The sequence below is a fragment of the Bosea sp. OAE506 genome (genome assembly GCF_040546595.1).
Taxonomy (GTDB): Bacteria; Pseudomonadota; Alphaproteobacteria; order Rhizobiales; family Beijerinckiaceae; genus Allobosea.
Map to the genome: position 1 here is coordinate 1,732,542 of NZ_JBEPOB010000001.1, position 21,034 is coordinate 1,753,575.

The window sequence follows — 21,034 nt, forward strand, 5'->3', positions numbered from 1 at the left end:
GCACACGGCACCATGTCACGTCCCCGTTCGGCTGGCCGCGCAGCGGCTGGAGGAGGGGGCCGGGTTCGCCCGGCCGGTCACGGGGTCGCGCCAGGTGGGTTGGGCGCAGGCCTCGTCGCCGCGGAGTAAGAAGCCCTGCCGCGACAGCAGGGCTGGCAGCGCCCAGAGCCAGAGCGCGATCACGAGGAGGATCGCGGCGCCGGCCGCCGCTCGAAGGACGGTCCGGCGCCAGGCGATCCGGCGCGGATGGGGAATGGACATGATAGGTGATGCGAGATCGGTCATGGCGACAGCACGGGCCCTTCCGCCGGCCGTTCTGTGGCACCGACTTTGCTAGATGACGTCTGGGCGGGGGCTTCTGGTATCCTTGCTTTTCCGCGCCCGGCGGCAGAAACAATCGGAAACAACTCCGGCCGCGACCTCGCCCCGACCCGGCGCTAGAGCCAGACCATGAGCAGAACGCCCCATATCCTCGTGGTCGAGGACGACCGCGAGATCGCGACGCTGGTCTCGCGCTTCCTCCGCAACAACGACTTCCGCGTCCGGGCCGTCCCCAATGGGCGGGAGATGGATGCGGCCCTGCGCGACGGCCGCTTCGACCTGATCGTGCTCGACCTGATGCTGCCGGGCGAGGACGGGCTGAGCCTGTGCCGCCGGCTGCGCAGCGACGGCACGATCCCGATCATCATGCTCACCGCCAAGAGCGAGGAGATCGACCGCATCCTCGGTCTCGAAATGGGCGCCGACGATTACCTCGTGAAGCCGTTCAATCCGCGCGAGCTCTTGGCGCGGATCCGCGCGGTGCTGCGGCGCGCCGGCGCCGCCCCGGCCGCCGAGGTGGGCGACAGCCCGGTGCTGGCCTTCGCCGGCTGGCGGCTCGACAAGGCGGTGCGGCGTCTCTTCAACCCGGACGGCGAGCGCGTGCCGCTGACGGGCGCCGAACTCGACCTCCTGCTTGCCTTCTGCGAACGGCCGCGGCGCGTGCTGTCGCGCGACCAGCTGCTGGACCTGACGCAGGGGCGCATGGCCGCGCCCTTCGAGCGTTCGATCGACGTGCTCGTTAGCCGGCTGCGCCAGAAGATGGAGCGCAATCCGCGCGAGCCCGAACTGATCCAGACCATCCGCTCCGGCGGCTACATGTTCTCCCCCGAGATCGAGCGGCCGGCCGAAAGCGCGGAGCGATGAGGCGGCTGCTGCTGCGGCTGATGCCGGCGCGGGCGGCCGCGCAGATCACCGTTATCGCGATCGGCTCGCTGGTCCTGGCCAATCTCGTCACCATTGTCGCCCTGCTCGTGCTGCTGCCGCCCGAGCTCAAGCGCATTCCGAACTTTCCCTATGTCACGGACCTGATCGCGATCGCCCGCATGGTCGAGGCGGCCCCCGCGCCGGAGGCCAGGGCAGTCATCGTCGAGACCGCGCTGGCAGCCAACCCCCAGCTCTCGCGGCTGCCGCCGGAGGCGCGCACGAGCGAGCGCAACCTGTTCTGGGCCGACCGTCAGCTTCTCGACAATCTGAAGACGCAGGTTGGGCCGAAGGTCGAGGCGCTGATGCTCGACCATGCGCCCGGCCGCTTCGGCCCGCCGCCCTTCGGCGTCCGCTTTGCCGATGGCAGCGGGTTGGCGATGACGCCGGCTTCGATGGCGCCGCCGCCACGGGGTGGAGCGTTCATCGGCTATCTCGTCGTCATGCTGGCGCTGCTGGCCTGTCTCGTCGGCCTGCTCTCGCTCTGGGCGGCGCGCGCCGTGGCCTCGCCGCTGTCGCGCCTGGCGGCGGCGATCGATCGCTTCGATCCCGACCGCGACACGCTCGCGGTCCCCGAGGAGGGGCCGGTCGAGGTGAAGCGGCTGGCCGGCGCCTTCGGCAGCATGGCGGCGCGCATCCGGCGGCTGATCGACGATCGCACCCGGATGCTGGCGGCGGTCAGCCATGATCTGCGCACGCCGATCACGCGGCTGCGGCTGCGCGCCGACGAGATCGCCGATGAGCGCCAGCGCCGCGCCATCGTCGCCGATCTCGCCTTGATGGAGCGCATGGTCGGAGCGGCGCTGTCCTATCTGCGCGATGGGCGCGCCTCGGGCAGCCTGACGGCGACCGACATGCCGGCCCTGCTCCAGACGATCTGCGACGACTTCGCCGATCTCGGCCATATCGTGATCTATGACGGGCCGATGCGCGCCTCCGCCGTCTGCGACGCCGACCAGATGACGCGCGCCGTGAACAACCTCATCGACAACGCCATCAAGTTCGGCGGCAAGGTCTCGGTCCGTCTCGACGATTCCGACACCGCTACCATCGCCATCGAGGTCGAGGATGACGGGCCGGGGATCGCCCCGGAGGAGCGCGAGAAGGTGTTCGCGCCGTTCTACCGCAGCGACGCCGCGCGGACGCTCAAGGAAGGCAGCGGCTTCGGGCTCGGCCTCTCGATCGTGCGGGCGATCGCGGAGGCGCATCGCGGCACGCTCATGCTCGCGGACCGGGAGGGCGGTGGCCTGCGGGTTCGCCTCGCCTGGCCGCGGCGCTTGTAGCGGAACGCGTCACCGGTTGACGCGTTCACCTCCCATCGCCCGCGCCGCGGGCCCGACAGGGGGTCGACATGACTGCGAGTACCAATCCCGCCAAGGAAAGCCTGCGCCAGGAACAGCAGGAGCAGCGCGAGGCCGCCAAGAAGGGCCCGGACGCCGAGCTCGACAAGGCGCTGAAGGACACCTTCCCGGCGAGCGACCCGATCGCCGCCCAGGCGCCGACGAAGCCGGGCGCCGCCGACGACAAGGCCTCCTGACGCCTCAGGCGCGCTGGTAGAGCAGCCGCGCGCGGATGGTGCCGTCGAGAGCCCTGATCTCGCGCAGGATGTCGCGCGCATCGGCACCGATGCTCTCCGCCTCCATCACGACATAACCGACTTCGCCATCCGTCTGGTAATTCTGGGCGGCGATGTTCACGTCGCGGGCGGCGAAGACGTCGTTGAGCCGCCTCAGCATGCCCGGCACGTTGCGCTGGACATGAATGAAGCGCGTGCCGACCGCGCGGGCGGCGAGCTGCACCTGCGGGAAGTTGACCGCGCCGACCGTCGATCCGACATCGGAATAATCGATCAGCTTGCGGGCAACCTCGGCGCCGATGCGCTCCTGCGCTTCTTCCGTCGAGCCGCCGACATGCGGGGTGAGGATGACATTGGGCAGGCCCTGCAGCGGCGAGACGAAGCGGTCGTTGTTCGAGGCCGGCTCGACGGGGAAGACGTCGACGGCTGCACCGGCGAGGTGGCCGCTCTTCAGCGCGGCGGCGAGCGCGTCGAGATCGACGACCGTGCCGCGCGAGTTGTTGATCAGGTAGCTGCCGGGGTTCATCGCGGCGATCTGCTCGGCGCCGATCATGCCATGGGTCTGCGGCGTCTCGGGCACATGCAGCGAAACGATGTCGGCCGAGCCCAGCAGTTCATGCAGGCTGTCGACCGGCTCGGTGTTGCCGTGGCGCAGGCGGTCAGTCTGATCATAGTAGATCACCCGCATGCCCATCGCCTCGGCCAGGGTCGAGAGCTGGCTGCCGATATTGCCGTAGCCGACGATGCCGAGCACCTTGCCGCGCACCTCGAAGGAGCCGTTGGCCGACTTGTCCCAGCCACCGCCATGGGCCGAGACCGAGCGATCGGTGATCTTGCGCAGCAGCATGACGATCTCGCCGATGGTGAGCTCGGCGACGCTGCGGGTGTTCGAGAAGGGCGCGTTGAAGACCGGCACGCCACGGCTGCGCGCTGCGTGGAGATCGACCTGATTGGTGCCGACCGAGAAGCAGCCGACGGCGAAGAGCCGGTCGGCCCGGGCGAAGACCGCGTCGGTGAGCTGCGTGCGCGAGCGGATGCCCAGGACATGGACGCCTTCCAGCGCCTTCACCAGCGCGTCCTCGTCCAATGCCTTGGGCAAACGCGTCATGTTGGTGTAGCCGGCATTGACCAGAAGGTCGGCGGCGGAATCGTTGATGCCTTCCAGCAGCAGGACCTTGATGCGGTCCTTGGACAGGGACAGGCGTTCGCTGGGCAGTGTCATGGGGGCGGACCGGTCTGGCGGCGGAGCGTCCGCTATAGACCGCTGGCGCTTCGATACAACCGGATTTCTGCGCGACGCCAGCCGTCCGCGCTCACGCCTTCTCGACGATCAGCGTCGCGCCGTCGACGCGCACGACACGCACCTCGCTCCCGGCCAAGAGTTCCGGGCCGGTGACGCGCCAGGACGAATCGTCGATGCGGATGCGGCCCTCGCCGCCTGTCATCGTCGCCTCCAGCCGGAAGACGCGGCCGATCAGCCGGCGGCCGCGATCGTTGAGCCCGGTCGCAGCGTCGGGCTCCTCGCCCTTGCGGCGCGTCAGCAGGCGGCCCGTGAAGACCGCAACGAGGCTGAAGCCGGCGAAGACCAGCGCCGCGGCCTGCCAGCCGAGACCGACCAGGCCGACCACGGCGCCGGTCATAAGGGCGGCGAGCCCGAGCCAGAGCAGGAAGATGCCGGGTGCCAGCACCTCGCCGCCGATGAGGACGAGGCCGAGGATGACCCAGCCCCAGGCGCCGGACAGGATGGCGGGCAGCATCGGCGGCCTCAGGCGTTGCGGCCGGTCGGCGGCACGGAGGCCGTTCGCCGGCCGTCGACCGCATCGTCGCCGAACACGGCGCGGGTGAGCTGGGCGATACCACCGACGGTTCCGGCGAGCGCTGCGGCCTCGATCGGCACGATCACCACCTTGCTGTTAGGTGCGCTGGCGATTGCCTTCAGCGCATCGGTGTAGCGCTCCGCGATCAGGAAGTTCGCGGCCTGGATGTCGCCCTTGCTGATGGCCTCCGAGACCATGGCGGTGGCGGAAGCCTCGGCCTGGGCGGAGCGCTCGCGCGCTTCGGCGTCGCGGAAGGCGGCCTCCTTGCGGCCCTCGGCGGCAAGGATCTGCGATTGCTTGAGCCCTTCGGCCCGCAGGATCTCGGCCTGGCGCATGCCGTCGGCCTCCAGCACGGCGGCTCGCTTCTCGCGCTCCGCCTTCATCTGGCGGTTCATCGCGCCAACGATGTCGGCCGGGGGCAGGATGTCGCGAATCTCGATGCGGGTGACCTTGACGCCCCAGGGCGAAGCGGCTGCATCCATCACCCGCAGCAGCCGCTCGTTGATCTCGTCGCGGTGGGAGAGCAACTGGTCGAGGTCCATCGAGCCGACGACTGTGCGGATATTGGTCATGGTCAGGGTAACCAGCGCGTCGTCGAGCGCCGAGACCTCGTAGCGCGCCTTGGCGGCGTCCAGCACCTGGTAGAAGGCGGCGGCATCGATGCGCACGCCGGCATTGTCCTTGGTGATCGCCTCCTGCGAGGGAATGTCGAGCACCTGCTCCATGACATTCACCTTGTGGCCGATGCGGTCGATATAGGGGACGATCAGGTTGAGGCCCGCACTGAGCGTGCGCGAATACCGGCCGAAGCGCTCGACCGTGTAGTTGTAGCCCTGCGGCACCGTCTTCACCAGGAAGGCGATGGTGATGACGACGAGCATCACCAGGACGATCACGAAGATGCTGAAGCCCGAGAGCGTGTCCATGAGGTGAGCGTCTCCTGTCGCCTGGCCCCGCCGCGGGCCGGCGGCATGCAACCTGACGATTGCGACAGGCGAATGCAAGGTCGCGGCGGCGCAGGCGACCCTGCCTGCGTACTTGGCAGTTCCTCGCTGCTAACCGCGCCCGCGTGGCAGAAACTGCTCAGAACGGCTTTGCCGAACCCGCGATTACGGTTCACATCGCGCGGCGCTTCCCGCATGATCGGGCATCTGCTGGAGAGCCGCACCATGTCCGATCCGCGCCTGCCGATTCTCGCCGAACTCGAGAAGAAGATCCTCTGGCTCGCCTCCTGGACGATCCACAACGCCAACCATCTGCGCGACAGCGCCGACGGGATGAAGGTCGGCGGCCACCAGGCCTCCTCGGCCTCGCTGGCGACGATCATGACCGCGCTCTACATGGCGGCGCTGCGGCCGCAGGACCGGGTGGCGGTGAAGCCGCACGCCTCGCCGATCTTCCATGCGATCAACTATCTGATGGGGCTGCAGACGCGCGAGAAGCTCGAGAACTTCCGCGGCTACAAGGGCGCGCAGAGCTATCCCTCGCGCACCAAGGACATCGACGACGTCGATTTCTCGACCGGCTCGGTGGGGCTGGGCGTGGCGCAGACGCTGTTCTCCTCGCTGACGCAGGATTATGTCCGCGCCCATGGCTGGGGGCTGGAGCGTCCCGAGGGCCGTATGGTCTCGCTGATCGGCGACGCCGAGCTCGACGAGGGCAACATCTTCGAGGCCCTGATGGAGGGCTGGAAGCACGGCCTGCGCAACACCTGGTGGGTGATTGACTACAACCGCCAGTCGCTCGACGCCGTCATCCGCGAGGGGCTCTACGACCGCTTCGAGACGATGTTCCGCAATTTCGGCTGGGACGTCGTGACGCTTAAATACGGCTCGCTGCAGCAGGCCGCCTTCAAGGAGAAGGGCGGCGAACGGCTGAAGGCCTGGATCGATTCCTGCCCGAACCAGCTCTATTCAGCACTGACCTTCCAGGGCGGGGCGGCCTGGCGCAAGCGGCTGATGGACGATCTCGGCGACCAGGGGCCGGTCACGCAGCTGATCGAGAGCCGCTCCGATGCCGAGCTGTCGAAGCTGATGTGCAATCTCGGCGGACACGACCTGCCCTCGATCCTCGAGGCCTTCGAGGCCATCGACCATGACCGGCCGGTCTGCTTCCTGGCCTACACCGTCAAGGGCTTCGGCCTGCCGCTGGCGGGGCACAAGGACAACCATGCCGGCCTGATGACCAAGGAGCAGATGGCGGGCTTCCAGAGCGCCAATGGCGTCCGGCCCGGCCATGAATGGGACCTGTTCGAGGGGTTGTCCCTGCCCGAGAGCGAGGTCCGCGCCTTCCTCGACCGCGTGCCCTTCTTTGCCGAGGGACGCCGCCGGCTGAGCGCGCCGGCGCTGCCGGTGCCCGCCAAGCTCGAGGCCGGCATCCAGCCGGTGATGTCGACGCAGATGGGCTTCGGCAAGATCCTCGACGAGATCGCCAAGGCGGGCGGGCCGCTGGCGGACCGGATCGTGACGACGGCACCCGACGTCACCGTCTCGACCAATCTCGGTCCCTGGGTGAACCGGCGCGGGCTCTTCGCCAAGGCCTCGATGGCCGACACCTTCAAGGACGAGCGCATCCCGTCGATGCAGAAATGGGAGTTCTCGCCCAAGGGCCAGCATGTCGAGCTGGGCATCGCCGAGATGAACCTGTTCATCAACCTCTCGGCGCTCGGCCTCTCGCACGCGACCTTCGGCGAGCGGCTGATCCCGATCGGCACGCTCTACGACCCCTTCATCTCGCGCGGCCTCGATGCGCTGAACTATGCCTGCTACCAGGATGCGCGCTTCATGGTGGTGGCGACGCCGTCGGGCGTGACGCTGGCGCCGGAAGGCGGGGCGCATCAGTCGATCGCGACGCCGCTGATCGGCATGAGCCAGGACGGCTTATGCGCCTTCGAGCCGGCCTTCGTCGACGAACTGGCGGTGATGATGCGCTGGTCCTTCGACTATCTGCAGAAGGATGGCGAGGGCGACCCCGACGAGCGCACCTGGCTGCGCGACGAGACCGGCGGTTCGGTTTACCTGCGCCTCTCGACACTGCAGCTCGAGCAGCCGCAGCGCGCCATGACGCCCGAACTCGAAAGCGAGATCATCGACGGCGCCTATTGGCTGCGGAAGCCAGGCCCCAACGCCTCGGTCGTGATCGCCTATACGGGCGCTGTCGCGGCGGAGGCGATCAAGGCGGTCGGGCTGCTCGGCGAGGACCGGCGCGATGTCGGGCTGCTCGCCATCACCTCTGCCGACCGGCTCAATGCCGGCTGGCAGGCGGCCGAGCGGGCGCGCCAGCGCGGCAACCATCGCGCCACCAGCCATGTCGAGCGGCTGCTCGGCGATCTCTCACGCGATTGCGGCATCGTCTCGGTGCTGGACGGGCATCCGGCGACGCTGGCCTGGCTCGGCAGCGTGCATGGCCACAAGCAGAAGGCGCTCGGCGTAGAGCATTTCGGCCAGACCGGCACGGTCGCGGACCTCTATCGCCATTTCGGCATCGACGCGAATGCGATCGTCCATGCCGCGCAGGCGGCGGCGCCGGGGCGGCCGGTGCGCTATCTGAAGGCGCTGCCGTAAGGCGCCCAACGTCATTATCGGGCGGCGCGCAGCGCCGGCCCGAGGATCTCATGACGAGAAAGAGCTGGTTTGCGTGGTGGTCGGGTCAAGCCCGACCATGACGGCCACGCTTCAGAAGCGCGGCGTCGCGAAGGTGTTGGCGAAGGGGTTCGCGCCGGCGCCGATGCGGCCGGGCAGGGTGTCCTCGCCATAGAATCCGCCGAAGCTGGCATAGGCCGGCGTCGCGCCCATGTGCTGGCTGGCATAGCGGTTCATCGAGCCCACGGGCACGACGTTGCCGAGGTCGAAATAGCTGCGCTTCTGCACGGTCACGCGCAGCGGGCCGCGGCGGTTCTGCGCTTCCGCGAAGGAGACCCACACGGTCGACGCGGCGACGGAGAGTGCGAAAACGGCGGCGAGACGCTTGAGCGAACCCATGGCGACGACATCTCCAGAACAGCGGCGATCCGCTTGGTACGAGAACGGGACTCTATGGTGAATCCTAGACTACCGTAGTTAACGATTTTGTCAGCGCGGCCACAGGGGAAATGTGTCGCCAGAGCCGCCGGCCATGCCGATCACGCCGCCCTTGCGATCCCTGACGACCCGGCGCGTGCCGGGCGGGTAGAAGGTGGTGTTCTGGCATTGGGCCGCCTGGCCGGAGCGGCCGGCGAGATAGGCCAGAGCCGCCGATTCGCGCCGCGCGGGCTCGAGCTTCATCCGGTCGATGAGGCAGGCCAGGGAGGCGGCGTTGGCGTCTTGGACCCCGGGCGCACAGTAATAGCCGCCGAGCGCGAAGGCCGCGGTCTCGAAGGCGTTGCGGAAGACGATGCAGGTCCGCACGCGGCCGTCGAACTCCGCATAGATCAGATCGCGACCGGTGAAGGTGCCCCAGCGGGTCGTCATCGTGTAATGCGGCCCGCCGACCCGCGGACGCAGGACGCGCAGGGGCTCGAACTGCCAGAACAGCGGGGTGGTGAGCGTGAAGGGCCGGCCGGCCTCGTCGGGTTCTGCCAGGACGAGCGCGGCGAAGGTCTCGCCGGTGCCGGGGCCGCCGAACTGCCAGCCTTCCTCGCGCCCCCTTGTCGGGTGGGTGGCGACGAGCGGTGCGCCCCGCATGTTGGCCGGCTCGATCGTCCAGGAAAAGGCGGGTTGTCCCCGGCCGATGGTCGGCATCCTGCCGTAGAGCCACCAGGCCAGCAGCAGGATCAGCAGGAAGACGGCCGCGCCGAGGGCGAGGAAGAGGAAGCGCGCGACGCCCAGAGCCGCGGTTCCCGTGGCGCCGATCACGGCCATGGCGCGCGGGCTGTCGGTCGCCATGTCAGCGCTTCTCCGGCCGCCGCGTGCCGCCGGACGGAGGCGAGGCGGTCTTCGTCCGCAGGGCCGGTGTGGGGGCGTCGGCGTCGAGCCAGGACACCTTGCGCCCGCTGGCGGAAAGGCGCGGCGGGGCGCAGCCCGGCTGGCGGTTAAGTTCGCTGCGGGCAAAGGCGCCGCGCAGGGCTGGGTCCTCACCGGCGTTGAGGAGGTCGATACGGTCGATCAGGCAGACGAGCTGCCGGCGGTCTGCCGGTTTGCCCTCGCCGCCGCACCACCAGCCACTTAGGGCCAGCGGAACGGTGCCGGCCTCCATTCGGAAGGCGATGCAGGCGCGGCCGACCGGCCCGTCGCTCAGGGTCACGTCGGCGGCCTCGACTGGGCCAAAGCGCGTCTCGACCGCGGCCGGCAGGCTGCTGCGCTGGACCGACAGGCCTCGCGCCGCTGCGGCGCGCACCAGCGCGACGATGAAGGGCCGCGACAGCTCCTCGCGCTCGTGGCGAACGGCGAGGCGCAGCGTCAGATGCGGCTTGGTCTCGTCAAAGCCGCCGAAGCTCAGCAGATCCTCGCGTTGCCGGCCGTCGGCGCTGCGCCGTGCTTCGAGCACGAGAGGCTGGCGCTCCAGCTCCGGGGATTCGAGGCCGAAGATCGGCATCGGCTTGGCGACGGCCACCCAGCTCTCCGGTCCGGCGGATGCGGTGCGCTGCGCCGCTCCCGCCTCGCCGGCAGGGCGCGGTGGCGTCTCCGAGAGTGTAGAATAGGCGGCGCTCGTCGCCTCGCTCTGCGAGGACAGGCCCGTGACGAGGGCGGCGGCAGCCCCGATGCCGGTGGCAGCCGCGACGCCGCGCCAGACGAGGCCGGTGGTCAGGCGCATCGCCGGCAGCCGCAGGACGCGGCGGAGCCAGGAGGCGGCGCGACCGACCGCGCGGCCCATGGCCTCGATGCGATCGGCCCCGCGGATCGCGGCCGCGGTCACGTCGATGCGGGCGAGCCGGGCGATGAGAGCCGCCAGCAACGGACGGACCCGCCCGAGAGCTCGCGCAGCCAGTGGCTGCCGCAGCCTCACGGCCCAGGGCCTCATCAAGAACAGGAATTGACCCGACGCCACGCGCAACCCATCCGCCTCCATCGCCAAACTGCGGCCTCGCCCGCGACAAGCTGGGCGAGGGGCGGTCAGCAGGCCGTTACCGGCGCAGGGGTTTCGCGACGCAGCGTGAATCGTCGGTCAACGCACAGGGTTAACGCTCCGCAACGAAGCCTGACGCGGGGGCAGTCCGATTGACTTTTGCGCGTCCAGGGTGTTCTCACAGGCCGGTGTCACGCGGGGCGAAGCTCCGCGCGCGACACCGCGATGTCTTCAGCCCTTCGGGATTGGCCCCTGTGACCGTCCGTCAGACGACGAAACACACGACCAAAACGGCGACCGGGACCACCGGCACGCCGCGCTGAAACTCGCCTCGGTTCCGGGTCCCTCTCCCCCCGGCGGGGGCTGACGCCGGACCCGCCCTGCCATCGGGCGGACGGTGCCGAGGGGGAGACCAACCGGGTTCATCCGAAAGGAACATCACCATGAGCTTCAAGGTCGCGATCGTCGGCGCCACGGGAAATGTGGGCCGCGAGATGCTTGACATCCTGGCCGAGCGGGCCTTTCCCGTCAGCGAGGTCGTGGCGCTGGCCTCGTCGCGCTCGATCGGGACGGAAGTCTCGTTCGGCGACAGGACGCTGAAGTGCAAGTCGCTCGAGCATTACGACTTCTCCGACACCGACATCTGCCTGATGTCGGCCGGCGGCGAGATCTCGAAGGTGTGGTCGCCCAAGATCGGCCAGCAGGGCTGCGTCGTGATCGACAACTCCTCGGCCTGGCGCATGCATCCCGACGTGCCGCTGATTGTGCCGGAGGTGAACGCCGCCGCCGTCGCCGGCTTCACCAAGATGAACATCATCGCCAATCCGAACTGCTCTACCGCGCAGCTCGTCGTGGCGCTGAAGCCGCTGCACGACAAGTACGGCGTCAAGCGCGTCGTCGTCTCGACCTACCAGTCGGTCTCCGGCGCGGGCAAGGAGGGCATGGACGAGCTCTTCAACCAGACGCGCGCCGTGTTCTCGGCCGGCGAGGTCGTGACCAAGAAGTTCCCGGCCCGCATCTCCTTCAACCTCATCCCGCAGATCGACGTCTTCATGGAGGACGGCTTCACCAAGGAAGAGTGGAAGATGATGGTCGAGACCAAGAAGATCCTCGACCCGAAGATCAAGCTCACCGCGACCTGCGTGCGCGTGCCGGTCTTCATCGGCCATTCCGAGAGCGTCAACATCGAGTGCGAGAAGCCGGTGACGGCCGACGAGGCGCGCGAGGTGCTGCGCGCGGCGCCGGGCATCCTCGTGATCGACAAGCACGAGCCCGGTGGCTACATCACCCCGCATGAGGCGGCCGGCGAGGACGCGACTTACATCTCCCGCATCCGCGAGGACGCGACGGTCGAGAACGGCCTGGCCTTCTGGTGCGTCTCCGACAATCTGCGCAAGGGCGCGGCGCTGAACGCGGTGCAGATCGCCGAGGTGCTGGTCAACCGCAAGCTGATCCAGCCGCGGCAGAAGGCGGCCTGAGCCGTCTTTGACGGAAGCGCGATGATCGAGGCGGGCCTTGCGGCCCGCCTTTTTCGTTTCCGGCTGCATGCGCACCGGTCGTTCTTTGCGCAACCGATCGCCGGCAAAGCTCTCTAAGATCGTGGTTCCCGCCGCTGCGATTCTGCCGTGCCCCACGCCCCGTCGACCGAACCGCCGCCGCCGATCCCGACCGCAGCCGCTCCGCCGCGGCGCGACGCGCCCCTGCGCGGGATCGCCTTCGTGCTGCTGGCCAGCATCTTCCTGACCTCGGCAGACATGGTCTCCAAGCTGCTGACGCAGCAGATCTCGCCCCTGCAGGTGAGCTGGCTGCGCTACAGCACCTTCACCCTGATCATGCTCGGCATCGTCTGGCGGCGCGGGGGCCTCGCCCGCTTGTCGACGCAGCGCCCGGCGCTGCAGATCCTGCGCGGGATCGGCCTCCTGGCTTCGTCCGTGCTCTTCGTGATGGCGCTGCGCTACATGCCGCTGGCGGATGCGACCGCGACCGGCTTCGTCGCGCCGCTCTTCGTCACGGCGCTGTCGATCCCGATCCTGCGCGAGACGATCGGCTGGCGGCGCTGGACGGCGACGCTGGTCGGCTTCGTCGGCGTGCTGATCGTGGTGCGGCCGGGCGGCGCGGGCTTCCAGATCGCCTCGCTTCTGGCCGTGGCCTCGGCCCTGTCCTGGGCCTTCGCGATGATCATGACGCGGATGATGAGCCGCACCGAGAGCCCGCTGACGACGCTGGCCTATTCGGCGCTGGTCGGCCTGGGCCTGCTCAGCCTCGCCGTGCCCTTCGTCTGGACTCCGGTGACGCCGACGATCGTCGCCATGGGCGTCTTCATCGGGGTGTCCTCGACAATGGGCCACTGGCTGATCGTGCTGGCCTATCGCCATGGCGACGCCTCGCTGCTGGCGCCGTTCTCCTACATCCAGCTGCTCTGGGCCTCGCTGTTCGGCCTCTTCATCTTCAGCGTATTGCCCGACCTCTGGACGCTGGTCGGCGCGGTCATCATCGCGGGCTCGGGCCTTTACACGGCGCATCGCGAGCGCCTCAAGGCGCGCGAGGCAAGCTGACGCGGCTCAGCCCGCCCGCACGGCGTATCGCGCCAGGAACATCGTCACCGCCGCGTCGACGACATGGGCGATTTCCGCTTCCGTCGGCGGCCGGCGCTCGGCGTTGAACAGGCGCGGGCGCAGCAGCGTCGACTGGCAGAGGTCTGCGAACTGGGCGGCGGCCAAAACGGGATCGGCGATCGCGAGCTCGCCGGCCGCGATCCGGCGCTCGAGAAAGGCGGCAAGGCGCTGTCCGCCGAGCAGCGGGCCGCGCTCGTAGAACTCGCGGCCGAGCTCCGGCATGCGTTCGGCGACGCCGAGCACGATCCGGTGGGCGCTGAGCGCGAACGGGTCTGTCACCAGACGGACCAGATTGATGCCGAAGCCGGTGAGCGCATGGGCGAGGTCGGGATGTTCGGCCAGGGCATGGTACATGTGCTGGCGGTGCTTCTCCCGCTCGCGCTCGATCAGCGCGATGAAGAGATGCTCCTTGTCCTCGAAATAGACATAGAGCGTGCCTTTCGAGACGCCGGCGGCGGCGGCGATCTCGTTCATGCTCGCGGCGTCGAAGCCCTGGGCGTGGAAGATCGCCTGGGCGCCATCCAGAATCTGGCGGCGCTTTTCAGGGTCCATGCCGGCGATCCGCCGGTTGCGGGCTGCCGGTCTGGGCCGCTGCTCGGCCGTTTGGTTCATCGGTTCCATCCGTCAGGCGCAGAGCGCGCCTGCAAAATCATCGAACCACTCGGTTCGATTCGATCTTGATATGCCGCGAGCGGCGCGCTAATTCAATAGCAATCGAACTGATCGGTTCGAATTGTAATCATCGGGACAATCCCATGGCTGCCGAAATCCTGCCCGAACCGCGCGGCGATGTCCGGCGCGACCGCTTCAAGCTCGTCGAGCCCGCTCCCCAAGATGCGCCCGCAGCCGCCGCTCAGCCCGCCGAGGCCCGACGGGCGGGCGAGTCCGCGCCGGCACCGGAGGCAGGCGCCTCCGCGGCGTCGAAACCGTCGACCCGGAGCCGGATGGTCCGCCGTGCCGGTCTCGCGCTCCTCGGCACGGCCGCGATCGGGGCCGGGCTCTGGTTCGGCGCGGACTGGTGGTTCAATGGCCGCTTCATCGTCTCGACCGACGATGCCTATGTCGGCGCCGAGATGGCAACGATCTCCGCCAAGCTCTCGGCCAATGTCACCAGCGTCAGCGTCAGCCAGAACCAGGAGGTCAAGGCCGGGCAGCCGCTCGTCGCGCTTGACGATGGCGACTGGCGGATCGCACTCGACAGCGCCCGCGCCAAGACGGCCACGGCCCTGGCGACGCTCGCCCGCATCGACAGCCAGATCGAGGCCGGCCGCGCCAGCCTGCAGCAGGCCCAGGCGCAGGAGACCTCCGCCCAGGCCGGCGTCACCCGCACGATCGCCGATTTCGAGCGCGCCAACAGCCTCGCCGCCAAGTCCTACGGGTCCCAGGCGACGCTGGACGCCGCGGTCGCTGCCCGCGACCAGGCGAAGGCCTCGCTCGGTAGTGCCGTGGCCGGCGTCACCGCCGCGCAGGCGAATGTCGAGGTGCTGAAGGCGCAGCGCGTCGAGGCGGCGCGCCAGGCGGACGAACTGAGGATCGCCGAGCAGAAGGCGGAGCGAGATTTGAGCTTCACCCGCGTCGCGGCGCCGATCTCGGGGCTCGTCGCCAACACCAATGTCCAGCTCGGCGATCTCGTCAGCGCCGGCAAGCGGCTGATGTCGATCGTGCCGCTCGACCAGGTCTATGTCGACGCGAACTTCAAGGAGACGCAGGTCGGGCCGCTGAAGATCGGCGACAAGGCTTCGATCACCGTCGATGCGCTGCCGGGCCAGGTCTTCGAGGGGCGGGTCACCGGCATCAGTGGCGGCACCGGCTCGGTCTTCACCCTGCTGCCGCCGGACAACGCGACGGGCAACTTCACCAAGATCGTCCAGCGGGTGCCGGTGCGCATCGCGCTCGCGCCCGAGGCGGCCGCGCGCCATGTGCTGCGGCCCGGCATGTCGGTGGTGGTGAAGATCGATCCGCGGCCTGCGGGACAGCGCTGACCATCTGGATGTTTTCTCAGCCCTCATCCTGAGGAGCCGCAGAAGGCGGCGTCTCGAAGGATGGTCCAGGAGGCTCCGGCGAATACTGGAGCATCCTTCGAGACGGCCCTTGCGGGCCTCCTCAGGATGAGGGCTCGTAAGGGGAGGCCATCATGGCCACCGCGACCCTGACAACCCCGGCCGGCGCACCGCCGGCCGACGACGCCATTCCGATGCGCCGGATCTTCGCCTTCGTGGCGATGATCTTCGGCATGTTCATGGCGATCCTCGACATCCAGATCGTCTCCGCCTCGCTGGCGGAGATCCAGGCGGGGCTGTCGGCTTCGTCGGACGAGATCGCCTGGGTGCAAACAGCCTATCTGATCGCGGAAGTGATCATGATCCCGCTCTCGGGCTATCTCAGCCGGGCACTGTCGACGCGCGTCTTCTTCACCATTGCCGCCGCCGGCTTCACCATCGCCAGCGTGCTCTGCGCGATGTCGTCCTCGATCAACGAGATGATCCTGTGGCGTGCGGTGCAGGGCTTCATCGGCGGCGGCATGATCCCCGGCGTGTTTGCGGCCGCCTTCACGATCTTCCCGCCCTCCAAGCGCCCCGTCGTTTCTCCACTGATCGGGCTGGTGGCGACGCTGGCGCCGACGATCGGCCCCACCGTCGGCGGCTATCTCAGCAGTGCCTTCTCCTGGCACTGGCTCTTCCTGGTCAATGTCGTGCCGGGCATCGGCGTCACCATCGCCGCCTGGACGCTGATCGACTTCGACAAGCCGCAGAAGGGGCTCTTGAAGCGTTTCGACTGGCTCGGCCTGCTCGGCATGGCGGGCTTCCTCGGCAGCCTCGAATATGTGCTGGAGGAAGGCACGCGGCTGGACTGGTTCGAGAGCCACGAGATCGTCTTCTTCTCGTTCGTCATGGTGTTCGGCGCGGTGCTCTTTTTCTGGCGCGCGCTGACGCGGGACGACCCGCTGGTCGACCTCTACGCCTTCACCAACCGCAACTTCGCCTTCGGCTCGCTGTTTTCCTTCTGCATGGGCATCGGCCTTTACGGGCTGACCTATCTCTACCCGGTCTATCTCGGACGCATCCGCGGCTATGACGCGCTGCAGATCGGCGAGACGATGTTCGTCACGGGCCTGTGCATGTTCCTGACGGCCCCGATCGCCGGCAAGCTCTCGGCCAAGATCGACCCGCGCGTGCAGATGATGATCGGCTTTGCGGGCTTCGCGCTCGGCACCTGGATCGCCAGCGGAATCACTGCGGACTGGGATTTCCACGAGCTGCTGGCGCCGCAGATCCTGCGGGGTGTCTCGCTGATGCTGTGCATGGTGCCGATCAACAATCTCGCGCTCGGCACGCTGCCGCCGGCCCAGCTCAAGAACGCGTCCGGCCTTTACAACCTCACCCGCAATCTCGGCGGCGCGGTCGGTCTGGCGTTGATCAACACCCTGCTCAACACCCGCACCGATCTCCACATCGTCAGGCTGCACGAGCATGTCGCTGCGGGCCGGCAGGTGGCGGAGGAGGCGATCGCCCAGACGATGCAGCGCTTCCTCGACTATGGCGACGCGGCCGAGCAGATGGCGCTCGCGCTGATCAGCCAGCGTGCCCACAAGCAGGCACTGACCCTGGCCTTCGGTGACGTCTTCCTCGGGCTGACCTGCATCTTCGCGGCCCTCGTCGCGCTGGCGCTGTTCATGCGCAAGCCTCCGGCGGCGGCCCCCGGTGCAGGCGGCGGCCATTGAGAGAAGGCGTCTCTCCGGGCGGGCCTGCGATGACGGGATGCCGCAGCCCGCGCGATTGACAAGCGGGTGCGACTTCGACAAATATAATAGCAATATCAGTAGTTTAGATGTTTTCTAAACTACGCGCCGCCAGAGCCGGCGATGTGGAAGGCGTCTTCGATGAGTTTTTCGACCCTGAAGGATCAGACCCCCCAGCGGGCCGCGGCCGACCAGATTCCCTGGCCGCAGAAGAGCCCCGCTTCTTGCCCGATCAGCGCCGTGAAGGCGCGGCTGCGGACCGCCGGCCTGCGGCCGACGCGCCAGCGCATGGCGCTGGGCTGGCTGCTCTTCGCCAAGGGCGACCGCCATGTCAGCGCCGAGATGCTCTATGAGGAGGCGCTGCGCGCCCGCGAGCCGCTCTCGCTCGCGACCGTCTACAACACGCTGCGCCAGTTCTCCGAAGCCGGCCTGCTGCGCCAGGTCTCGGTCTCCGGCCCGAAGACCTTCTTCGACACAAACGTCTCCGAGCATCACCACTTCTACAACGAGGACGACGAGACGGTCGTCGACATCCCGGGCTCGACGATCCAGGTCGCCGGCCTGCCGGAGGCGCCCGAGGGCATGGTGATCTCCTCGGTGGAGGTCATCGTGCGCCTGCGCCGCGCCGACGGGCAGGAGATCGAGACCCGGACCACCGAGCATCGCAGCCTCGAGAGCCGTCTGGCGGCGGGCGGCCACTGATGATCGTCTGCTCCTGCAACGTCCTGTCCAGCCGGCAGATCAAGGGCACCATCGCCCCTGACGGCACGGGCCCGCGGACGGCGGGAGAGGCCTATGATTGCCTGGGCTGCAGCCCCGATTGCGGGCGCTGCGCCCGCGAGGTCCGCGCCATCCTCGCCGAGGCCCGCGCCGCCTGCATGACGCAGTGCGGTTCCTGCGCGGCCCGCGACATCGAATGCTCGGTCCATATCGCCGTGGGGCAGATGATGGACGGCCTGTCGGCCGAGAACGACCTCGCCGCCTGATCGTTCTGGCCGAGGACCAATTTTTTTCCCCTTTCCTTTTTGAACCGTGATCCCTACATTAGGATCATTCTAATGTAACCGCGGAGCGTCGGCGCCATGAAGGGTGACAAGAAGGTCATCGAGTACCTCAACAAGGGGCTTCGCTCCGAGCTGACGGCGATCAACCAGTACTGGCTGCACTACCGGATCCTCGACAACTGGGGTCTGAAGGAAATGGCCAAGACCTGGAAGAAGGAGTCGATCGAGGAGATGGTCCATGCCGACCGCTTCGTCGACCGCATCCTCTTCCTCGAGGGCTTCCCGAACATGCAGACGCTCGATCCGCTGCGGATCGGCGAGAACGTCAAGGAAGTGATCGAGGCCGATCTGAAGGCCGAGATCGAGGCCCGCGCGCTCTACCAGGAAGCCGCGAGCTATTGCCGCGAGGTCGCCGACTACCCGTCGGAAGATCTGTTCAAGGCCCTGATGAAGGATGAGGAAGGCCATATCGACTTCCTCGAGACGCAGCTCGACCTCATCGGCCGCATCGGCATCGAGCTCTACGCCCAGAAGCATATGGGCGGTCTCGACGAGGGCCATTGAGCTTTCGGCGGGCCATAACCCGATCAGCGAAGCCGGTTCCGCGATGCGGGGCCGGCTTTGTCGTATCAGCGTGGCGCGTTGCTGCCTGATGCGGCTAAGCTTCCAGCCTTCCGGTGTAACCACGCCGTCATCCCGGACCAGCGGCGAAGCCGCGCCGATCCGGGATCCATCCTAGAGCGCCGGCGCCCTCCGATGGATCCCGGGGCAAGCCCGGGATGACGGTGTGTTTCCGAACCGTTTTGTTCAAGCCGGGAGGCAAGGACGTTGGATAGGACCGCCACAGTGATCTCGGTGAGCGCAGCCATGGGCCATCGCTTCAGCAAGCCGGTGCAAGGCGCGATCCGGCTGCTGGCTGGGCTCGGCGTCGAGGGGGACGCGCATTGCGGCGAGACGGTGAAGCACCGCTCGCGCGTCGCGGTCGATCCGACGCAGCCCAATCTCCGGCAGGTCCATCTCATCCATGCCGAGCTGCTCGACGAACTTAACGCGGCGGGCTTCGAGGTCGCGCCGGGTCAGATGGGCGAGAACGTGCTGACGCGTGGGCTCGACCTATTGGGCCTCCCAGTCGGCACCAGGCTACGGCTCGGGGCGGAGGCACTGGTCGAGATCACCGGATTGCGAAACCCCTGCGCCCAGATCGAGACGTTCAGGCCGGGACTGCTCGCAGCCGTGCTCGGCCGCGACGCGGAGGGCCGGATCGTCCGCAAGGCCGGGATCATGGGCATCGTGTTGGAGGGCGGGGTGGTCGCACCGGGGGATGCCATCGCGGTCACGCTGCCGGCCCTGCCGCATAAGGCGCTGGAGCGGGTGTGAGGCTGGGGTGTCTGGCTTGCATCCTGAGCGCCGTCGAAGGCGCTAACGCCGGCTGGCCCCGATCTTGGGTCGGCTTGAGGCTTCTGCTTTCGACCCGTTGCGGCCACACCCGCTCGTCGGGTTCAATCCATCTGTCGGGAACAGAGCCCCCGGCGACTCCCGCATTCGCGAGCCGCTGAGGGGTCTTTAGAATGTGCTCACCCCAAGCTAAGATTTCGGGCCAGGAACTCGCGGTGGCAGTGCTAGTTTGGGCTCATGCGCACTGAGGAACAGACCGCTGGAGCGAACCCACCGCACCGTGGGATGCGTGCTCTGACTTTTGCCGTCAGCGCTGTCTTTTTCATTCTCTCACTTACAGCACTTATGGAAGACGCTGGCCGCCACAAGCGCAGCAAAATTGAACCGCTGACCCCGGCGACAGTCATTGCGATCCGGAGCGCGAGAAGCTCAGGCTACGCAACTGTTCAATTTGAAACCAACGCCGCTGAGAAGAAGATATGCGTTGTAGAGCTATGGCTGGCAGGCTATTATAAAGAAACCAAAGTCGGAGACATCATGTATGTGTTTCCTGACAATGATTATTGTACTGATCCTGTGTGGCCTAAGGTTCCTACATTGGTTAATTCATTTCTATTTTGCCTTATGATGTTTTTTGTAACTGTCGTACAGCTCGGAAAATACATCGATGCGATAAGAGCTTCGAGGCTTCAGGCTCGCGTCATGGCGTTGTCCTCGACCGAAATCGGACAGGCATGAGTCAAACAGGTGTCATTTTTGTTGCCTTAGGCGATTTCTGCGGCCGGTTGCGACCCAACTCCGTCATTCATATCGGCAGGTCGTGAACCTCCTGCCGCGCAATAAAAAAACCCGCCGGCGCGAACCGGCGGGTCTGGCGGTTGGTCGGTGCGGGCGCGTCAGATGTAGCTGACGTTCGCTGCTTCCGGGCCCTTCTTGCCGGCGCGGATCGAGAAGCGCACGCGCTGCCCGTCCATCGGCGGCTGCAGGCCGCTGCGGCTGAGCGAGGAGACGTGCAGGAACACGTCGGCGCCGCCCTGGTCGGGCGCGATGAAGCCGAAGCCGCGCTCCGTGTTGAAGAACTTCACGGCGCCGTCGAAGGGGCCTTCCATCGGGCCGCTGTCGCGGTTGCCGAAGCCGCCGCGGTCGCCGCGATCGGCATAGCCGCCACCGCCACCGTAGCCGCCGCGATCTCCGCCGCCGCCATAGCCGCCGCGGTCGCCACCACCGTAGCCGCCACGTTCGCCATAACCGCCGCCGCCACCGAAATCATCGCGGGGTGCGCGCGGCGCGCGGGGCGCCGCAGGCGTCGCGGTCGAGGCGTCGATCTCGTGGACCGCGACGACCTGCAGGCCGCGCCGGCCCTCGCCGAGATCGGCGATGATGGTCGCGCCGGGCTGCAGGTCCTGCTGATCGAGCGGGCCGATCGCAGAAATGTGAAGGAAGACGTCGCCCGAACCGTCGGAGGGCGACGCGAAACCGAACCCCTTCTCGGGGTCGAACCATTTGACCTTGGCTTCGATATTCTCGTGGGTGACAAAAGGCTGGGCGGCGGGAGGCTTGCGACGATCGTACATGGAGCTTCGAGGATGAGTGGCCGGGAAATCGCAATCTAGCGCAAGTAAAGCGTGGCGTCATCGGGGGTGAAGCGTAATTTATCGCCGTTT

At 67.7% G+C, this 21,034-nt stretch carries 22 protein-coding genes; 13 read left to right on the forward strand and 9 right to left on the reverse strand.

Annotated elements, in window-relative coordinates:
- Positions 1-15: 15 nt before the first annotated feature.
- Positions 16-261 carry a hypothetical protein gene (locus ABIE41_RS08390; protein ID WP_192644074.1) on the reverse strand — a complete coding sequence of 82 codons (246 nt, stop codon included), beginning with the start codon at positions 259-261 and terminating at the stop codon, positions 16-18.
- Positions 262-450: 189 nt separating this feature from the next.
- Here ABIE41_RS08390 and ABIE41_RS08395 point away from each other — a divergent pair, with 189 nt between their 5' ends.
- The 3 genes from ABIE41_RS08395 to ABIE41_RS08405 all read left to right on the forward strand — a co-directional run bounded on the left by ABIE41_RS08395 (position 451) and on the right by ABIE41_RS08405 (position 2,779).
- The gene (locus ABIE41_RS08395) at positions 451-1,185 is read left to right on the forward strand and encodes a response regulator (protein WP_192644073.1); all 735 of its coding nucleotides are present in this window, start codon (positions 451-453) and stop codon (positions 1,183-1,185) included.
- Positions 1,182-2,525, forward strand: a complete 1,344-nt coding sequence (locus ABIE41_RS08400; RefSeq protein ID WP_192644072.1) for a sensor histidine kinase — start codon at positions 1,182-1,184, stop codon at positions 2,523-2,525. Before ABIE41_RS08395 ends, ABIE41_RS08400 begins: the two co-directional genes overlap by 4 nt.
- Positions 2,526-2,593: 68 nt before the next feature.
- A complete protein-coding gene (locus ABIE41_RS08405) occupies positions 2,594-2,779 on the forward strand; it encodes a hypothetical protein (protein ID WP_192644071.1) in 186 nt (61 codons plus the stop codon).
- Between the two features lie 4 nt (positions 2,780-2,783).
- On the opposite strand, the gene serA is transcribed toward ABIE41_RS08405, so the two are convergent.
- From serA to ABIE41_RS08420, 3 genes are all read right to left on the reverse strand, one after another.
- Positions 2,784-4,040, reverse strand: a complete 1,257-nt coding sequence (serA, locus tag ABIE41_RS08410) for a phosphoglycerate dehydrogenase (protein WP_192644070.1) — start codon at positions 4,038-4,040, stop codon at positions 2,784-2,786.
- 91 nt (positions 4,041-4,131) lie between these two features.
- Positions 4,132-4,575, reverse strand: coding sequence for an NfeD family protein (locus ABIE41_RS08415; protein WP_192644069.1), 444 nt, complete (start codon positions 4,573-4,575; stop codon positions 4,132-4,134).
- An 8-nt stretch (positions 4,576-4,583) separates the two neighbouring features.
- Entirely contained in the window at positions 4,584-5,561 is a 978-nt protein-coding gene (locus tag ABIE41_RS08420) for an SPFH domain-containing protein (RefSeq protein ID WP_192644068.1), read from the reverse strand.
- A gap of 243 nt (positions 5,562-5,804) precedes the next feature.
- Between ABIE41_RS08420 and ABIE41_RS08425 the strand changes: the two genes are divergently transcribed.
- A complete protein-coding gene (locus ABIE41_RS08425) occupies positions 5,805-8,198 on the forward strand; it encodes a transketolase-like TK C-terminal-containing protein (RefSeq protein ID WP_192644067.1) in 2,394 nt (797 codons plus the stop codon).
- 111 nt (positions 8,199-8,309) lie between these two features.
- Here ABIE41_RS08425 and ABIE41_RS08430 read toward each other — a convergent pair whose 3' ends face one another.
- From ABIE41_RS08430 to ABIE41_RS08440, 3 genes are all read right to left on the reverse strand, one after another.
- Positions 8,310-8,615: a hypothetical protein gene (locus ABIE41_RS08430; protein WP_192644066.1), complete on the reverse strand. Its 306-nt coding sequence runs from the start codon at positions 8,613-8,615 to the stop codon at positions 8,310-8,312.
- 90 nt (positions 8,616-8,705) lie between these two features.
- Positions 8,706-9,497 (reverse strand): hypothetical protein, encoded by a 792-nt coding sequence (locus ABIE41_RS08435; RefSeq protein WP_192644065.1) that lies wholly within the window; start codon positions 9,495-9,497, stop codon positions 8,706-8,708.
- Between the two features lies 1 nt (position 9,498).
- Entirely contained in the window at positions 9,499-10,506 is a 1,008-nt protein-coding gene (locus ABIE41_RS08440; protein WP_192644064.1) for a hypothetical protein, read from the reverse strand.
- A 554-nt stretch (positions 10,507-11,060) separates the two neighbouring features.
- On the opposite strand from ABIE41_RS08440, the gene ABIE41_RS08445 reads away from it, so the two are divergent.
- On the forward strand, positions 11,061-12,095 hold the full coding sequence (locus tag ABIE41_RS08445) for an aspartate-semialdehyde dehydrogenase (protein WP_192644063.1): 1,035 nt from the start codon (positions 11,061-11,063) through the stop codon (positions 12,093-12,095).
- 147 nt (positions 12,096-12,242) lie between these two features.
- Positions 12,243-13,172, forward strand: a complete 930-nt coding sequence (locus tag ABIE41_RS08450; protein ID WP_354191839.1) for a DMT family transporter — start codon at positions 12,243-12,245, stop codon at positions 13,170-13,172.
- 6 nt (positions 13,173-13,178) lie between these two features.
- Here the strand turns inward: ABIE41_RS08450 and ABIE41_RS08455 are convergent, their stop codons facing one another.
- On the reverse strand, positions 13,179-13,784 hold the full coding sequence (locus tag ABIE41_RS08455; RefSeq protein WP_192644323.1) for a TetR/AcrR family transcriptional regulator: 606 nt from the start codon (positions 13,782-13,784) through the stop codon (positions 13,179-13,181).
- A 203-nt stretch (positions 13,785-13,987) separates the two neighbouring features.
- Between ABIE41_RS08455 and ABIE41_RS08460 the strand changes: the two genes are divergently transcribed.
- The 7 genes from ABIE41_RS08460 (at position 13,988) to ABIE41_RS08490 (ending at position 20,108) form a co-directional block, all read left to right on the forward strand.
- On the forward strand, positions 13,988-15,214 hold the full coding sequence (locus tag ABIE41_RS08460; protein ID WP_192644062.1) for an HlyD family secretion protein: 1,227 nt from the start codon (positions 13,988-13,990) through the stop codon (positions 15,212-15,214).
- 152 nt (positions 15,215-15,366) lie between these two features.
- On the forward strand, positions 15,367-16,953 hold the full coding sequence (locus ABIE41_RS08465) for a DHA2 family efflux MFS transporter permease subunit (RefSeq protein WP_192644061.1): 1,587 nt from the start codon (positions 15,367-15,369) through the stop codon (positions 16,951-16,953).
- Between the two features lie 159 nt (positions 16,954-17,112).
- Positions 17,113-17,673, forward strand: coding sequence for an iron response transcriptional regulator IrrA (gene irrA / locus ABIE41_RS08470; protein WP_192644060.1), 561 nt, complete (start codon positions 17,113-17,115; stop codon positions 17,671-17,673).
- On the forward strand, positions 17,673-17,957 hold the full coding sequence (locus ABIE41_RS08475) for a (2Fe-2S)-binding protein (protein ID WP_192644059.1): 285 nt from the start codon (positions 17,673-17,675) through the stop codon (positions 17,955-17,957). The genes irrA and ABIE41_RS08475 overlap by 1 nt, the downstream gene beginning before the upstream one ends.
- A gap of 96 nt (positions 17,958-18,053) precedes the next feature.
- Complete coding sequence (bfr, locus tag ABIE41_RS08480; RefSeq protein WP_192644058.1) at positions 18,054-18,539, forward strand: bacterioferritin; 486 nt, start codon at positions 18,054-18,056, stop codon at positions 18,537-18,539.
- A gap of 303 nt (positions 18,540-18,842) precedes the next feature.
- Positions 18,843-19,352 carry an MOSC domain-containing protein gene (locus tag ABIE41_RS08485; protein WP_192644322.1) on the forward strand — a complete coding sequence of 170 codons (510 nt, stop codon included), beginning with the start codon at positions 18,843-18,845 and terminating at the stop codon, positions 19,350-19,352.
- Positions 19,353-19,655: 303 nt separating this feature from the next.
- Positions 19,656-20,108 carry a hypothetical protein gene (locus ABIE41_RS08490; RefSeq protein WP_192644057.1) on the forward strand — a complete coding sequence of 151 codons (453 nt, stop codon included), beginning with the start codon at positions 19,656-19,658 and terminating at the stop codon, positions 20,106-20,108.
- A gap of 158 nt (positions 20,109-20,266) precedes the next feature.
- Here the strand turns inward: ABIE41_RS08490 and ABIE41_RS08495 are convergent, their stop codons facing one another.
- Complete coding sequence (locus tag ABIE41_RS08495) at positions 20,267-20,944, reverse strand: cold-shock protein (RefSeq protein ID WP_192644056.1); 678 nt, start codon at positions 20,942-20,944, stop codon at positions 20,267-20,269.
- Positions 20,945-21,034 lie beyond the last annotated feature (90 nt).

Excerpts from the sequence above, each read along its gene's own strand:
- ABIE41_RS08390 (WP_192644074.1), bottom strand. The coding sequence starts at position 261 with ATGTCCATTCCCCATCCGCGCCGGATCGCCTGGCGCCGGACCGTCCTT.
- ABIE41_RS08395 (WP_192644073.1), top strand. The coding sequence starts at position 451 with ATGAGCAGAACGCCCCATATCCTCGTGGTCGAGGACGACCGCGAGATC.
- ABIE41_RS08400 (WP_192644072.1), top strand. The coding sequence starts at position 1,182 with ATGAGGCGGCTGCTGCTGCGGCTGATGCCGGCGCGGGCGGCCGCGCAG.
- ABIE41_RS08405 (WP_192644071.1), top strand. The coding sequence starts at position 2,594 with ATGACTGCGAGTACCAATCCCGCCAAGGAAAGCCTGCGCCAGGAACAG.
- serA (WP_192644070.1), bottom strand. The coding sequence starts at position 4,040 with ATGACACTGCCCAGCGAACGCCTGTCCCTGTCCAAGGACCGCATCAAG.
- ABIE41_RS08415 (WP_192644069.1), bottom strand. The coding sequence starts at position 4,575 with ATGCTGCCCGCCATCCTGTCCGGCGCCTGGGGCTGGGTCATCCTCGGC.
- ABIE41_RS08420 (WP_192644068.1), bottom strand. The coding sequence starts at position 5,561 with ATGGACACGCTCTCGGGCTTCAGCATCTTCGTGATCGTCCTGGTGATG.
- ABIE41_RS08425 (WP_192644067.1), top strand. The coding sequence starts at position 5,805 with ATGTCCGATCCGCGCCTGCCGATTCTCGCCGAACTCGAGAAGAAGATC.
- ABIE41_RS08430 (WP_192644066.1), bottom strand. The coding sequence starts at position 8,615 with ATGGGTTCGCTCAAGCGTCTCGCCGCCGTTTTCGCACTCTCCGTCGCC.
- ABIE41_RS08435 (WP_192644065.1), bottom strand. The coding sequence starts at position 9,497 with ATGGCGACCGACAGCCCGCGCGCCATGGCCGTGATCGGCGCCACGGGA.
- ABIE41_RS08445 (WP_192644063.1), top strand. The coding sequence starts at position 11,061 with ATGAGCTTCAAGGTCGCGATCGTCGGCGCCACGGGAAATGTGGGCCGC.
- ABIE41_RS08455 (WP_192644323.1), bottom strand. The coding sequence starts at position 13,784 with ATGGACCCTGAAAAGCGCCGCCAGATTCTGGATGGCGCCCAGGCGATC.
- ABIE41_RS08460 (WP_192644062.1), top strand. The coding sequence starts at position 13,988 with ATGGCTGCCGAAATCCTGCCCGAACCGCGCGGCGATGTCCGGCGCGAC.
- ABIE41_RS08465 (WP_192644061.1), top strand. The coding sequence starts at position 15,367 with ATGGCCACCGCGACCCTGACAACCCCGGCCGGCGCACCGCCGGCCGAC.
- irrA (WP_192644060.1), top strand. The coding sequence starts at position 17,113 with ATGAGTTTTTCGACCCTGAAGGATCAGACCCCCCAGCGGGCCGCGGCC.
- ABIE41_RS08475 (WP_192644059.1), top strand. The coding sequence starts at position 17,673 with ATGATCGTCTGCTCCTGCAACGTCCTGTCCAGCCGGCAGATCAAGGGC.
- bfr (WP_192644058.1), top strand. The coding sequence starts at position 18,054 with ATGAAGGGTGACAAGAAGGTCATCGAGTACCTCAACAAGGGGCTTCGC.
- ABIE41_RS08485 (WP_192644322.1), top strand. The coding sequence starts at position 18,843 with ATGGGCCATCGCTTCAGCAAGCCGGTGCAAGGCGCGATCCGGCTGCTG.
- ABIE41_RS08490 (WP_192644057.1), top strand. The coding sequence starts at position 19,656 with ATGCGTGCTCTGACTTTTGCCGTCAGCGCTGTCTTTTTCATTCTCTCA.
- ABIE41_RS08495 (WP_192644056.1), bottom strand. The coding sequence starts at position 20,944 with ATGTACGATCGTCGCAAGCCTCCCGCCGCCCAGCCTTTTGTCACCCAC.